This is a genomic window from Pannonibacter indicus, from assembly GCF_001418225.1.
GTDB lineage: Bacteria > Pseudomonadota > Alphaproteobacteria > Rhizobiales > Stappiaceae > Pannonibacter > Pannonibacter indicus.
Genome location: NZ_LIPT01000017.1, coordinates 26,623 through 39,929, shown reverse-complemented (window position 1 = coordinate 39,929; position 13,307 = coordinate 26,623). Strand labels below are relative to the sequence as shown.

At 64.9% G+C, this 13,307-nt stretch carries 13 protein-coding genes; 4 read left to right on the top strand and 9 right to left on the bottom strand.

Annotated features, from left to right (window positions below; all coding sequences use genetic code 11):
- Positions 1-137: 137 nt before the first annotated feature.
- Positions 138-587, top strand: coding sequence for a DUF2267 domain-containing protein (locus tag ASC48_RS17325; protein WP_341860391.1), 450 nt, complete (start codon positions 138-140; stop codon positions 585-587).
- Positions 588-593: 6 nt separating this feature from the next.
- Here ASC48_RS17325 and dprA read toward each other — a convergent pair whose 3' ends face one another.
- The 7 genes from dprA to ASC48_RS17290 all read right to left on the bottom strand — a co-directional run bounded on the left by dprA (position 594) and on the right by ASC48_RS17290 (position 7,135).
- Complete coding sequence (gene dprA / locus ASC48_RS17320; protein WP_055456953.1) at positions 594-1,733, bottom strand: DNA-processing protein DprA; 1,140 nt, start codon at positions 1,731-1,733, stop codon at positions 594-596.
- Entirely contained in the window at positions 1,730-2,383 is a 654-nt protein-coding gene (gene plsY / locus ASC48_RS17315) for a glycerol-3-phosphate 1-O-acyltransferase PlsY (RefSeq protein ID WP_055456952.1), read from the bottom strand. Before plsY ends, dprA begins: the two co-directional genes overlap by 4 nt.
- 24 nt (positions 2,384-2,407) lie before the next feature.
- The gene (locus ASC48_RS17310; protein ID WP_055456951.1) at positions 2,408-3,709 is read right to left on the bottom strand and encodes a dihydroorotase; all 1,302 of its coding nucleotides are present in this window, start codon (positions 3,707-3,709) and stop codon (positions 2,408-2,410) included.
- Positions 3,710-3,720: 11 nt separating this feature from the next.
- Complete coding sequence (locus ASC48_RS17305; RefSeq protein WP_197717608.1) at positions 3,721-4,620, bottom strand: aspartate carbamoyltransferase catalytic subunit; 900 nt, start codon at positions 4,618-4,620, stop codon at positions 3,721-3,723.
- Positions 4,621-4,780: 160 nt separating this feature from the next.
- Positions 4,781-5,707, bottom strand: a complete 927-nt coding sequence (locus ASC48_RS17300) for an AEC family transporter (protein ID WP_055456950.1) — start codon at positions 5,705-5,707, stop codon at positions 4,781-4,783.
- 12 nt (positions 5,708-5,719) lie between these two features.
- Positions 5,720-6,247, bottom strand: a complete 528-nt coding sequence (ruvX, locus tag ASC48_RS17295; protein WP_055456949.1) for a Holliday junction resolvase RuvX — start codon at positions 6,245-6,247, stop codon at positions 5,720-5,722.
- A 192-nt stretch (positions 6,248-6,439) separates the two neighbouring features.
- Complete coding sequence (locus ASC48_RS17290; protein ID WP_055456948.1) at positions 6,440-7,135, bottom strand: GntR family transcriptional regulator; 696 nt, start codon at positions 7,133-7,135, stop codon at positions 6,440-6,442.
- Between the two features lie 288 nt (positions 7,136-7,423).
- Here ASC48_RS17290 and ASC48_RS17285 point away from each other — a divergent pair, with 288 nt between their 5' ends.
- Complete coding sequence (locus ASC48_RS17285) at positions 7,424-8,131, top strand: metal-dependent hydrolase (RefSeq protein WP_055456947.1); 708 nt, start codon at positions 7,424-7,426, stop codon at positions 8,129-8,131.
- Positions 8,132-8,146: 15 nt separating this feature from the next.
- Here the strand turns inward: ASC48_RS17285 and ASC48_RS17280 are convergent, their stop codons facing one another.
- Both ASC48_RS17280 and ASC48_RS17275 read right to left on the bottom strand, forming a co-directional pair.
- Complete coding sequence (locus ASC48_RS17280) at positions 8,147-8,872, bottom strand: GntR family transcriptional regulator (RefSeq protein ID WP_055456946.1); 726 nt, start codon at positions 8,870-8,872, stop codon at positions 8,147-8,149.
- A gap of 37 nt (positions 8,873-8,909) precedes the next feature.
- Positions 8,910-10,334, bottom strand: coding sequence for a formimidoylglutamate deiminase (locus ASC48_RS17275; protein WP_055456945.1), 1,425 nt, complete (start codon positions 10,332-10,334; stop codon positions 8,910-8,912).
- 75 nt (positions 10,335-10,409) lie between these two features.
- Here ASC48_RS17275 and hutI point away from each other — a divergent pair, with 75 nt between their 5' ends.
- Together hutI and hutH are read left to right on the top strand one after the other, a co-directional pair.
- Complete coding sequence (hutI, locus tag ASC48_RS17270; RefSeq protein WP_055456944.1) at positions 10,410-11,621, top strand: imidazolonepropionase; 1,212 nt, start codon at positions 10,410-10,412, stop codon at positions 11,619-11,621.
- The gene (hutH, locus tag ASC48_RS17265) at positions 11,618-13,144 is read left to right on the top strand and encodes a histidine ammonia-lyase (protein WP_055456943.1); all 1,527 of its coding nucleotides are present in this window, start codon (positions 11,618-11,620) and stop codon (positions 13,142-13,144) included. Before hutI ends, hutH begins: the two co-directional genes overlap by 4 nt.
- Positions 13,145-13,307 lie beyond the last annotated feature (163 nt).

The window sequence follows — 13,307 nt, the reverse complement described above, 5'->3', positions numbered from 1 at the left end:
ACAGAAGGTCAAGCCACGCTTGTGATTCTGGCTGTTTGAATGGTCATCGGCGTTTGACTGCCAGGCCGTGCTGGCGCAAGACACGTGACATGATGGACCGGTCCTGTGCAAGGCTGCAAGTCCGGCAAAACAATCAGATGGATCTTCTGCTCATGCCCATGCCGAATGAGTATCAGATGGCAAGCCAGCAGTTCGAGTGCTTCCTTGAAGATGCGCGCAACGAGCTGGATCTGACAACCCGCAACCAGACTTACACGGCAGTTCAAGGTGTGTTGCTGGCCTTCCGTGCAAGGCTGGATGTGGGGATGGGCCTCAGCTTTGCCAATGAGCTTCCGGCGGTGCTGCGGGCGATGTTTGTCAAGGATTGGGATCTGACTGCGCCGCTTCTGTCCTTTGCGAGCCTTGAGGAGATGGCCCGTGAGGTGGCGGCGCTGCGCCAGCATCATAACTTCGCTCCGCCCACAGCCATCGAAGACGTGGCCCGCGCCCTGTGGAAGCACGTGGACCGCATGGCCTTCGCCCGCATGCTTTCAACCCTGCCTGAACCGGCAAGTGAGTTTTGGGCGGAGCGGCCACGCGAGGGATGAGGGAGATTACTCCGTCAGGCTGACCCTCTGGCCGGAGTGGCGCTCCAGCCGCCCGGCAAGTTCCAGCTCCAGCAGCATCACATGGACGGCGCGGGCGGAGAGGCGGGTGTCGCGGATGAGTTCGTCGATGCCCACCGGCGTTGGGCCGAGGGCTTCGATGAGACGGGCGCGGGCGCTGTCTTCCGGCAGGTTGCCGTCCGGGCCCTCCCAGGAGGGCTCCTCAAGGTCCAGTTCCGGCGGCAGATCGGGCGCGGCGCGGTTGCCGATGGCTTCCAGAATGTCGGCGGTGGATGTGATCAGCTGCGCGCCCTGACGGATCAGGTGATTGCAGCCCTCGCAGCGCGGATCGAGCGGCGAGCCGGGCACGGCGAGGATTTCCCGGTTCTGTTCCAGAGCGAAACGGGCGGTGTGCAGCGAGCCGGAGCCCTTGGCCGCTTCCACCACGATCACCGCCAGCGACAGGCCGGAGATAATGCGGTTGCGGCGCGGAAAGTCGCGCCCGCGCGGGCTCCAGCCGAAAGGCATTTCGCTGATGGCATTGCCGCCCGCCGCCAGCAGCCGCTCCAGCAGGCTGGCGTGTTCGGGCGGGTAGAGCACATTCACCCCGCCGGCAAACACGGCGACGGTGCCAAGTCTTAGAGAGGCCTCATGCGCGGCAGCATCAATGCCACGGGCGAGGCCGGAGACGATGGTGAAACCGGCCTCCGCCAGTTCTCCGGCAAGCTGTGCTGCAAACTTGCGGCCCGCCAGCGAGGCATTGCGCGCCCCGACGATGGCAAGGGCCCTGGGATTGGCGAGGGTGCTGCCGTTTCCGCGCACGGAGATGAGTGGCGGCGGGCCGTCGATATGACGCAGGTGCGGGGGATAGTCCGCCTCGCCCATGGCCACCAGCCGTGCCCCGGAGCGGGCATGGGCTTCGAGTTCGGCTTCTGCATCGGCCATTGAGCAGATGCGGATGGCGGTTTTGCCGCCCCGGCGGGACAGGTCGGGCAGGGCCTCGATGGCCGCTTCCGCCGAGCCGCAATGGTTGACGAGGCTGCGGAACGTGGCCGGGCCGACGTTTTCCGAGCGGATCAGCCGCAGCCAGGCGAGACGTTGACGGTCGCTCAGGACAATCGTTCTGCCGGGCTGCGGGCCTGTTTTCATGATGGCGTGTCTGACCCTTCAGGTGCTGCGGCCCTGGCCTTGGAACCGATCTTCGATTCCGTGCCGCTCAGAAGCCGGCGGATATTCTCGTGATGCTTGGCCCACAGGAAGGCAGTCAGCAGCGCAAAGACGAGGGCGAGCTGCATCTGACCCAGCAGCACCAGCACGATGGGGCTGATGAGGCTGGCGATGAGGGCCGACAGCGAGGAATAGCGGAAGAGATAGGCAACCAGGATCCAGCTGAGCGCAAAGACGATGCCTGCCTGCCAGCTGATGCCGAGCAGGATGCCCAGATAGGTTGCCACGCCCTTGCCGCCCTTGAAGCCGAGCCAGACCGGGAAAATGTGCCCGAGGAAGGCGGCAAGACCGGCAAGCATCGCGGCGGAGGGGCCGAAGAAATGGCCCGCGATCAGCACCGCCACGGTGCCCTTCAGCGCATCGCCCAGCAGCGTGGCGGCTGCCAGCGACTTGCGGCCCGTGCGCAGAACATTGGTGGTGCCGATGTTGCCCGAGCCGATCTTGCGGATATCGCCGAGGCCCGCCATGCGGGTGATGACGAGGCCAAAGGGGATCGAGCCCAGCAGATAGCCAAGAGCGAGGGAGGCAAAAATCAGATGCGGGGCCAGATCAAAGGTAGGCGCGGTGTCCACGCGTTTATCTCCGGTGGTATTGCGTCAAGCGTAATCGTAGACCTTGCGGCCTGCAACAATGGTTGTGAGCACCCGGCCCGAGAAACGCGCATCTTCGAACGGCGAGTTCTTGGAGCGGGAGCGGATGGCCTTCTTTTCCAGTACCCAGGGCCGGTCCAGGTCGAAGATGATCACGTCCGCCGGTGCGCCAGCCGTGAGGCGGCCAGCGTCAAGGCCCAGCCGGTTGGCCGGGTTCAGCGTCATGGCGCGCAGCAGCGGCAGAAGGCCGATGTCGCCTGCATGATAGATCCGCAGCGCGGCGGCCAGCAGGGTTTCCAGACCGATCGCCCCGTCCTCGGCTTCCGCCCAGGGGTGGCGCTTGGTTTCCACGTCCTGCGGGTCATGGTTGGAGCAGATGATGTCGATCGTGCCATCGGCCACCGCCTGCACCATGGCCATGCGGTCATTCTCATCGCGCAGGGGCGGCGACATCTTGAAGAAGGTCCGGTAGGGGCCGATGTCGTTTTCGTTCTGCGTCAGATGATTGACGGAGACGCCGGCCGTCACGTCCAGCCCCCGGTCCTTGCCGGTCTGGATGGCGGCGGCGCCATCGGAGGTGGAGACGAGATTGGCGTGATAGCGCCCGCGCGACATGCCGACGAGCCTGAGGTCCCGCTCGATCATGATGATCTCGGCCTCGCGCGGCACGCCGGACAGCCCCTTCCACGAGGCATTGAGGCCGGCATTCATGGTGCCGCCTGCCAGATCCGGGTCTTCCGTGTGGTGCACGACCAGTGCGCCGAAGTCCCTTGCATAGGTCATGATCCGGCGCATGATCTGCGCATTGCGGACGGACTTGTGGCCGTCGGTGAAGGCGACGGCACCGGCTTCCTGCAACAGGCCAATTTCGGTCATGTCCTGCCCGGCAAGGCCCTTGGTGAGGGCGGCCATGGGCCGGACATTGACCACCGCCGTGTCGCGGGCGCGGCGCAGGATGAAGTCCACCAGCGCCGGATCATCGATCACCGGATCGGTCTCGGGCATGGTGACGATGGTGGTGATGCCGCCCGCGGCAGCCGCCTCGCTGGCGCTGGCCAGCGTTTCGCGGTGCTCGTGGCCGGGCTCGCCCACCGACACGCACATGTCGATGAGGCCGGGGGCAACGATGGCGCCGTCGCAGTCGATGATCTCGGCACCATAGGGCGCGCCCTGGTTCTGCGCTTCGGGGCCGGCAGCCAGAATAGTGCCATCGGCGATGATCACGCTGCCATCCGCATCAAGGCCGCGCGCCGGGTCGATCACCCGGGCATTCTTGAGAACCAGGGGCTTGGGAGTGTCTTGGGCCACGGGTCAGGCTCCTACTGGTTCGGCAGATGGGCGGCGAGGGCTTCCAGCACGGCCATGCGCACGGCCACGCCCATTTCCACCTGTTCGCGGATGAGGCTCTGCGGCCCGTCGGCCACCGCCGGGTCAATTTCCACGCCCCGGTTCATAGGGCCGGGATGCATGACGAGCGCATCTTCCTTGGCATAAGCCAGCTTTTCCGCATCAAGCCCGTAATAGCGGTAATACTCGCGCACGGACGGAATGAAGGCGCCATTCATGCGCTCGCGCTGCAGGCGCAGCATCATGACGATGTCGGCGCCCTTGAGGCCTTCCTTCATGTCGCGGAACACTTCCACGCCCATCCGGTCGATGCCGCTGGGCAGCAGGGTGGAGGGGGCGACCACGCGCACCCTGGCGCCCAGAGCATTCAGCAGGATGATGTTGGAGCGGGCGACGCGCGAATGCAGGATGTCGCCGCAGATGGCAACCGTCAGCCGGGCGATCTTGCCCTTGTGGCGGCGGATGGTCAGTGCATCCAGCAGCGCCTGCGTCGGATGCTCATGCTGGCCGTCACCGGCGTTGATCACCGAGCAGCCCACCTTGCGCGCCAACAGATGCACCGCGCCTGCCGCATGGTGGCGCACGACGAGGATATCCGGGTGCATGGCGTTCAGTGTCGCGGCGGTGTCGATCAGTGTCTCGCCCTTCTTCACCGAAGAAGCGGAGACCTGCATGTTCATCACATCCGCGCCAAGGCGCTTGCCCGCGATCTCGAAGGACGATTGCGTCCGCGTCGAGGCCTCGAAGAACAGGTTGATCTGGGTGCGTCCACGAAGCACCGGCCGGATCTTTTCAACCTGGCGGGAGACTTCGACAGCCTGATCCGCCCGGTCCAGAAGGCCGAGGATGTCCTGGGGTTGAAGGCCTTCCATGCCCAGCAAATGACGATGGGGGAAAAGGCCTGCTCGATGGTTTTCTTGTGCGCTCATCGAATGAACTGGATAGGGCTTGTTCCGCGAGTCTACAAGCGCGGAATGGCTTTACAGGCGCTCCCCGGCGGCCTGTCCACATGCGGGGGCAATTCTTGACCGTTCAGCCAAAAATCAACAGAGCTGCCGGAATGGTGACGGCGGCGGCCAGTGTCTGCAGCGTGATGATCTCTGCCATCAGTCTGGCGTCGCCACCCATCTGCCGCGCAAGGATGTAGGCGTTGCTGGCGGTCGGCACGGCGCTGGCGATGATCACCACCAGCTGAGGCGTGCCGGTGACGCCGAACAGCAGCGTGAAGCCATAGGCCGCCAGCGGCATCAGCAGCGGGCGCAGGAAGGTGCCGAGCGCAAGGGCAGGGCCGGGGCGGCGCAGGGAGGATAGATCAAGGCTCGCCCCGACGCAGATGATGCCGATGGGCAAGGAGGCGCTGCCGAGAATGGCAAGGGTGGAGTCCACAGCATCCGGCAGGGGCAGGCCGGCAAGGTTCACAAGGATGCCAGCCGCAATGGAAACGATGAAGGGATTGAGCGCCAGATCCTTGCAGATCTTGGACGCTCCCGGCGGATTGCCGCTGGCATAATGCGACAGCACCAGAATGCTCAGCACGTTCAGCAGCGGGATCATGAAGACCATGGCAATGGCCAGCATGGCCAGCCCGTCCTCTCCCACGACACTTCCGGCAATGGCCAGTGCGATCATGGCATTCCAGCGCAAGGTGCCCTGAAAGATCGAGGTGAAACGCGGGCCGGGAATGCCCAATACCCGCTCCAGCGGCAGCCGGATCACCAGCAGCAGCGCCGCCAGAGCCAGAATGGCCCCCGTCAGCGAGAACCCCATGCCGAAGGTTGGCAGCTTCGAGAAGTCGACCGTTGCAATGGTGCGGAACAGCACGGCCGGAAACAGGACGTAATAAGCCAGCCGCTCGACACCGCGCCACTGATCGCCGGTGATGAGCCCCGTCCGCGCCACGCCGTAGCCGCAGGCAATGACCAGGATGACCGGCAGAAGAGCGCTCAGCGTCATCAGCATGGGCGGCGGCCGTCAGTCTGCGTCATCGATGATGGTGAAGGTGCGCCGGGGCTTTTCCTCCTCCTGCTGCAGATAGCCCAGCCGGTCGAGGAAGCCCTGCAGGATGTAGGCGGCGGCCATCTTGTCGACGAGTTCCGCCCGCCGGGCCCGGCTGCGGTCTGCCTCGATCAGCGTGCGGGTGACGGCGGCGGTGGACAGGCGTTCGTCCCAATAGGTGATGGGAAGGGGGGTCTTCTCTGCCAGATTGCGCACGAAGGCGCGGGTCGCCTGCACGCGGGGGCCCCCGCTGCCATCCATGTTGAGCGGCAGGCCCATGACCAGCCCGCCCACGCCCTGCTTTTCACAAATCGCCAGCAGCTTCTGCGCATCCAGCGTGAATTTCTCGCGCCGGATCGTCTCCAGCGGTGTGGCAATGCCACGGCCAATGTCCGACAGCGCCAGACCGATGGTCTTGGTGCCAAGGTCAAGGCCGATCAGCCGGCTGCCGGGAGCAACAGCGGCGATGAAGTCTTCAAGCGGAAGCGTGGGGTCGTTTGCCATGAACTGGCGTGTATCAGGTGCCGTGGTTCAAAGCCAGAGGATGAGGGCTGGTGTGCCGCAACGGCTGCCCACCTGAGATCAGATCTTGAATATCAGGCATAAGTATATGTAAATATTTGTATTTGTATGGAATGAGGGTGCCAGTCCGCTTGACTCAAACAATGAGATATTCATCCGAATTTTCTGAAATCGCTAGGTCATCTGCTTCAGAGCAGCCCTTGCCGCGCTGACGAGATGGCGGCGCAGGGCGCGCTCGGCTTCCTTTGCGTTGCGTTCGATGATGGCATTGACGATGAGGGCATGTTCCTCGTTGGACTTCTTCATCCGCTCGGCGGCCCGCAGCTGCGAACGGCGGAAGGGAGCGAGCTTCAGCCGCAGGCCATGCGCGATCTCGATCAGCTCGTCATTGTGGGTGCCTTCGAAGATGAGTGTGTGGAAACGGGTGTTGCCGTCCTCATAGGCCTCGTGGAGGCAGGTTTCCGCCATCTCCACCATATCGAGATGCAAGGTCTCCAGCGCCGCCCGCTCGCTCATGCTCATGCGCTCGGCAGCAAAGCGCCCGCAGATCGCCTCGATTTCGCCCATGGCCTCGAACAGCTGGTCGATGCGCTCGCGGGTGATGGTGGCAACGATCACGCCGCGATAGGGCACGCGCTCGGCCAGATGGCGGGAGGCAAGGATATGCAGTGCTTCGCGCACCGGCGTGCGGGATACGCCGAAGCGATCGGCCAGGGCAATTTCGTCCAGCCTGCTGCCTGCCTTCAACTCACCGGCAATGATCTCGTTCTCCAGCTGACGGGCAATGACCGCGCTGTGCAACTGCTTCTGCCCGCCCGGGGCGGTGATGCCAGTGTCCTTTGAAGTGTCCTGCGGGGAGTTCTGGGTCATGGGGCCGTTGCTGCATCATCAAGGATAAGTGCCGGAAAGACAGTCAGGCCGGACCTGCCGCCACATGGCGCAAGTGCTCGCACAGCGGAGGTGTTTCGGCAAGCAGGAAGGAGGCGGGGACAGAGTTCCAGGCCCTTGCGCCGCCCTGGTGTGGGTTGCTGTCCGGGCAGGGCAGCTTATATTCCGGCTGATGGCGCGTTGCGGCCTGGCCTTAGCTTGCGAAGGTCTGCCCATGCGCTCCGCCGGTCCCGGTCCCATCCGGGGCCGCCCTCAGTCTGGAGTATTGCAATGAAACTGACCTGGCTTGGACATTCCGCCTTCCGCATCGAGGTGAAGGATGCGGTGATCCTGATCGACCCGTTCTTCACCGGCAATCCGGGCTTTCCTGCCGGTCTGACGGTGGAAGAGGCCAGCGCCGGCGTCACCCATATCCTGCTGACCCATGGCCACGACGATCACGTCGGCGACACGGTGGCGATTGCCAAGGCGAGCGGGGCGCAGGTGACGGCCAATTTCGAGATCTGCATGTGGCTGTCGGGCAAGGGCATCTCGAACATCAACCCGATGAACTCTGGCGGCATGGTCGATGTGGGGCCATTCAAGGCGGGGCTGACGCAGGCGATCCATTCCTCCGCCACCAGTCAGGATGGCGACGGGCTCAAATACATGGGCAATCCGCATGGCATCATCCTGGCAGCGCCCGGCGAGAAGGTGCTCTATCACATGGGCGACACGGATGTTTTCGGTGACATGGCGCTGATCAACGAGCTGCATCAGCCGAAAATCGGCCTCGTGCCGATTGGCGACCGCTTCACCATGGGCGCAAAGGCCGCCGCACTCGCATGCAACCGGTTCTTTGATTTCGAGACCGTCATTCCCTGCCACTATGCCTCGTTCCCGATGGTGGATCAGTCGGCCGAGCGTTTCATTGCCGCGATGGGTGCCAAGGCAGGCACGGTGAAGGCGCCGAAGGCGGGCGAAGCGCTGACGCTCTGATCTTCGCGCTGCCCGTCAGATCGCCGTGCTGACCTTGTGCCCCGGCGCATAGGTCAGCCGCACGGCGGTGACGGGCATGTCGCCGGAGAAGGTGGTGCGCTCCATGACGAAGAGGGCTTCGCCCGGCTTGCAGTGGAGCATGTCGGCGAGGATCGGGCTGGCGCTGGTGGCGGAAAAATCGATGCCGCCGCGCGAGAAGGGGATGTTCTGCACCAGCCATTCATTGGGGCTGATGGCCACGAAATCCTGCACTCCGGCGCCTTCGACCGCCGGGTTGATCCAGCGGTCTTCCTGGCAATAGGGCTTGCCGTCCGCCATATGCAGGGATGTGACATGCAGGCAGGGCGTGCCGGGCTCCAGTGACAGGGCTGCCGCGATGGCTGCGGGCAGGGGCTTTGTGCCGAGGGTCAGCCGCTGATAGGCATAATCCATGCCCTTGGCCTCCACATCCTGCCGGATGACGGGGATCTGGAACGTGGCGCGGCGCACGGGATTGAGCGGCACGCGCGTTCCGGCCTTGCGGCGGCGTTCCAGCATACCGAGGATGGCCAGTTCCCGCAGGGCCCGGTTGACGGTGGCCCGGGCGCAGCCGAATTCGGCCGCAAGCTCCTCCTCATGCGGGATCAGACTGCCCGGCGCCCATTCCCGGTCATGAATGCGCCGCAGCGCCTCCGCCTGAATGGACTGCCAGGTAATCTGTCCGGCTCCAGCACCCGGCCTGTTAGCGTCTGCCTTTGTCATTCCCCATACCCGGTTTTCATATGTCCGGTTTCCCCGGTCAGGCGTCTTTCAGCTTGCGGATGGTCCGCATGTAGGCTTGGCGGATCCTGTCCCGCGCAACGTGACGTCCGCCCTTGACCATATGCCGCCCGGCGGCCCAGACGTCGCTGACGATCCGGTCGTCTCCGGCAAAGATCCAGCTGTCGAGGGCGGTGTCGCCGCTGCGGCCCAGCATGTTGGCATCTTCCGTGTCCAGCGCAAGCAGATCTGCAAGAAAGCCTTGGGAAATCTCACCCGTCTTGCGGCCTGCCGCCTGCGCACCGCCCCGGACCGTCTCCTCGATCAGCACCCGGCCTGTAGACCGTTCCGCCGTAGCGAGGGCGGCACGCGAGCGGTCGCGCAGGCGCTGGGAATAGTCGAGGGTGCGCAGCTCCTCGGTGAGTGAAATGCGGATGTTGCTGTCCGAGCCGATGCCGAAGCGCCCGCCCGCTGCGGCGAAGCGCACGCCGTCAAAGATGCCGTCGCCAAGGCTCGATTCCGTGATGGGGCAGAGGCCTGCGACCGCACCTGTCGCGGCAAGGCCCAGCGTTTCGGCCTCTTCCATCTGGGTGCAGTGGATCAGGCACCAGCGTCCATCGACGGGCTGGTTGGCCAGAAGCCATTCCACCGGCCTTGCGCCGCGATGGGCCTTCACTTCGTCCACCTCGGCCACCTGCTCCGCCAGATGCATGTGCAGCGGCGTATCCGGGCGCAAGGCGGCGGCGCGGGAAAGGTCTTCGGCGGAGACGGCGCGCAGGCTGTGCGGAGCAATGCCGATGCGGGCATCGGCGGGCAGGGCGCCAAGGGCAGCTTCGGCACCTTCCACCAGCCTGGCGAAGCGGTCCATGTCATTGCCGAAGCGGACCTGTCCCGCCCCCAGCGCCCGCCTGTCGCAGCCGCCATACTGGTAGAGAACCGGCAGCAGCGTCAGGCCGATGCCGGATATGGCAGCCGCCGCTGCAATGCGGGCGGACATTTCTGCAAGGTCAGCATAGGGCGCGCCGCCCGGCTGGTGATGGAGATAATGGAATTCGACATTGGTGGCGTAACCTGCCTCCAGCATCTCCATCTGCACGAAGGCGGCAATCGCTTCCACATCCTCCGGCGTCAGCTGGTCGAGAAAGCGGTACATCAGTTGGCGCCAGGTCCAGAAACTGTCCCGCGGATCAGCTCCCCGCCGCTCGGTCAGCCCCGCCATGGCGCGCTGGAAGGCGTGGGAATGCAGGTTGGCCGGGGCTGGCAGCAGCAGGCCAAGGCGCACCGCATTCTGTTCGGGCTGCGTTCCGGCGGCCACATGGCCCACCTTGCCATCAGCGGCAATATGCACAGACACGCCGCTTGCCCAGCCATTGGGCAAAAGCGCCTGTTCTGCCCACAGAACCTGCGCCGCGAAAGACGGGTTTCCGCCACTTGCCGGAGTTTCTCCGTTTTTTGCGCTGCTCATTCTTTCGCCGCCTTTGCTGATTGACAGGGCTATTATGTGCATACATAAATAAACCGAACTTCAGGGGAAACCAAGATGGAACTTCACGGTCCGGCCCTTCTTTCCAACGCAAGGCTTGTCACCCTGCCGGAGACCGGCGGCTATGGCCTTGTCGAGCACGGCGCTGTTGCGATCCGTGATGGCCGTATCGAATGGGTGGGGCCGGAAGCAGATCTTCCGGCAGCTTTCTCCGGTCATGCGCGCCATGATCTTGAGGGGCGTCTGGTGACCCCGGCCTTCATCGACTGCCACACCCATCTCATCCACGGCGGCCATCGGGCGCGGGAATTCGAGATGCGGCTGGAGGGGGCGAGCTATGAAGAGATCGCCCGCGCCGGTGGCGGCATCGTGTCGTCCGTCTCCGCCACCCGCGCTGCCGGCGAGGCGGAGCTTGTGGCCTTAGCCCTGCCGCGCCTTGATGCGCTGCTGGCCGAAGGCGTGGCCGTGGTGGAGATCAAGTCCGGCTATGGCCTCGACATCGAAACCGAATTGAAGATGCTGCGCGCGGCGCGAAGCCTTGCGAGCGAACGCAAGGTGCGGGTGCGCACCACCTATCTTGGCGCCCATGCCTTGCCGCCTGAGTACAAGGGCCGCGAGGAGGCCTATCTCGATGAGGTCTGCCTTCCGGGTCTGCGCCGCGCAGCGTCGGAAGGGCTGGTGGATGCGGTCGATGGCTTCTGCGAGGGCATCGCCTTTTCGGTCGCATCCATGCGCAAGGTCTTCGATGAGGCCCGCCGCCTCGGCCTGCCGGTGAAGCTGCATGCAGAGCAGCTGTCGCATCTGGGCGGCACGAAGCTGGCAGCGGACTATGGCGCGCTCTCTGCCGATCACGTGGAATATGCGACCGATGACGATGCAGCGGCGCTGGCCCGTTCCGGCACGGTGGCAGTGCTGCTGCCCGGTGCCTTCTATGCCATCCGGGAAACGCAGGTGCCGCCGGTTGCTGCCTTCCGTGCCCACGGGGTGCCCATGGCGCTGGCCACGGATTGCAACCCCGGCACGTCGCCGCTGACATCGCTTCTGCTGACCATGAACATGGGCTGCACCTTCTTCCATCTTACCGTGGAAGAGGTGCTGCGCGGTGTTACGGTCAACGCGGCGCGGGCGCTGGGGCTTCCGGATTGCGGGCGCATCGCCCCCGGTCTTCGCGCCGATCTTGCCATCTGGAATGCCGATAGTCCGGCGGAACTCGCCTACCGCTTCGGTTTCAACCCCCTTCATGCCCGTATCTTCGGAGGCTCGGAATGACCCTCGTGCTCACGCCCGGCAAGACCACGCTGGAGCAGCTGGAACAGCTCTGGCGGGAGGAGCTGCCCGCCCGTCTTGCCCCCTCGGCCCGTCCCGCCGTGGAAGCGGCCAGTGCCTTCATTGCAGCCGCCGCCGCTGGCGATGCGGGCGTCTACGGCGTCAACACCGGTTTCGGCAAGCTCGCTTCGGTGAAGATCGCGGCCAAGGATACGGCAACGCTGCAGCGCAATCTCATCCTCTCCCATTGCTGCGGCGTGGGCGAGCCGCTGGACCGGGCCGCCACACGGCTGATGATGGCGCTGAAGCTGCTCAGCCTCGGGCGGGGCGCGTCGGGCGTGCGCTGGGAGGTGATCGCCCTCATCGAGGATATGCTGGACAAGGGCGTGACGCCGGTCGTGCCGTCGCAGGGCTCGGTCGGTGCCTCCGGTGATCTTGCGCCGCTCGCCCACATGACGGCGGCGATGATCGGCGCCGGGGAAGCCATTTACGAAGGCGAGCGCCTGCCGGGCGGCGAGGCGCTGAAGCGGGCAGGGCTGACGCCCGTGGTTCTGGGACCGAAGGAAGGGCTGGCGCTGATCAACGGCACGCAATTCTCCACTGCGCTCGCGCTCATCGGCCTGTTTGGAGCCTGGGCCAATGCGGCCTCATCCATGGTCATTTCGGCCCTGTCCACCGACGCCATCATGGGTTCGACCGCGCCGCTGCAGCCGGAGATCCACACCCTGCGCGGCCATCGCGGCCAGATCGAGGTGGCCGAACGCATGCGGGCGCTGATGGAAGGCTCTGCGATCCGCGAAAGCCACCGGGAAGGCGACACCCGCGTTCAGGACCCGTACTGCATCCGCTGCCAGCCGCAGGTGCTGGGCGCGTCCGTTGACCTCCTGCGCTTTGCCGCAGGCACACTGGAAACCGAAGCCAATGCGGTGACCGACAATCCGCTTGTGCTGGGCGAGGGCCGCATTGTCTCGGGCGGAAACTTCCATGCCGAGCCGGTCGCCTTCGCGGCCGATCAGATCGCGCTGGCAGTGGCCGAGATTGGCGCGATTGCCCAGCGGCGTGTGGCGCTGATGGTGGACCCCACGCTCAGTCACGACCTGCCGCCGTTCCTGACGCCGGAGCCGGGGCTCAACTCGGGCTACATGATCGCCGAAGTGACGACGGCGGCGCTCATGAGCGAGAACAAGCATCTGGCGACCCCGTGCTCGACGGATTCAACGCCGACCTCCGCCAATCAGGAAGACCATGTGTCCATGGCAGCCCATGGCGCAAGGCGGCTGCTGCGGATGAACGGCAATCTCTCGGTCATCCTTGGCGTCGAGGCGCTGTGTGCAGCACAGGGCATCGAATTCCGCGCCCCGCTCAAGACCTCGGCACGGCTTCAGGCCGTCATCGCCATGCTGCGCGGCCATGCGCCTGCGCTGAAGGAAGACCGCTACCTCGCCCCGGATATCGAAGCGGCTGCTGCTCTGGTGCGGGAAGGGGCATTCGTTGCTGCGGCAGAGATCGGGGATTTCCGGCCGTAGGGGGATGTGCTGCCAAGAGGGGGCTTCACTCCCGGTGTCATCCCGGCCTTGAGCCGGGATTCAGTAGCCCCGGCGCTAGTGATGGCGAAGGCAGGGCTTACTGGATCCCCGTCTTCGCGGGGATGACAGCAAGGGGCGGCGCCAGCGCACCCGGACAAGAAAA

Coding starts and splice junctions, on each gene's coding strand:
- ruvX (WP_055456949.1), bottom strand. CDS start 6,247: ATGGCAAACGACCCCACGCTTCCGCTTGAAGACTTCATCGCCGCTGTT.
- ASC48_RS17275 (WP_055456945.1), bottom strand. CDS start 10,334: ATGAGCAGCGCAAAAAACGGAGAAACTCCGGCAAGTGGCGGAAACCCG.
- dprA (WP_055456953.1), bottom strand. CDS start 1,733: ATGAAAACAGGCCCGCAGCCCGGCAGAACGATTGTCCTGAGCGACCGT.
- ASC48_RS17300 (WP_055456950.1), bottom strand. CDS start 5,707: ATGCTGATGACGCTGAGCGCTCTTCTGCCGGTCATCCTGGTCATTGCC.
- ASC48_RS17285 (WP_055456947.1), top strand. CDS start 7,424: ATGAAACTGACCTGGCTTGGACATTCCGCCTTCCGCATCGAGGTGAAG.
- ASC48_RS17325 (WP_341860391.1), top strand. CDS start 138: ATGGATCTTCTGCTCATGCCCATGCCGAATGAGTATCAGATGGCAAGC.
- hutH (WP_055456943.1), top strand. CDS start 11,618: ATGACCCTCGTGCTCACGCCCGGCAAGACCACGCTGGAGCAGCTGGAA.
- ASC48_RS17280 (WP_055456946.1), bottom strand. CDS start 8,872: ATGACAAAGGCAGACGCTAACAGGCCGGGTGCTGGAGCCGGACAGATT.
- ASC48_RS17290 (WP_055456948.1), bottom strand. CDS start 7,135: ATGACCCAGAACTCCCCGCAGGACACTTCAAAGGACACTGGCATCACC.
- hutI (WP_055456944.1), top strand. CDS start 10,410: ATGGAACTTCACGGTCCGGCCCTTCTTTCCAACGCAAGGCTTGTCACC.
- ASC48_RS17305 (WP_197717608.1), bottom strand. CDS start 4,620: ATGGAAGGCCTTCAACCCCAGGACATCCTCGGCCTTCTGGACCGGGCG.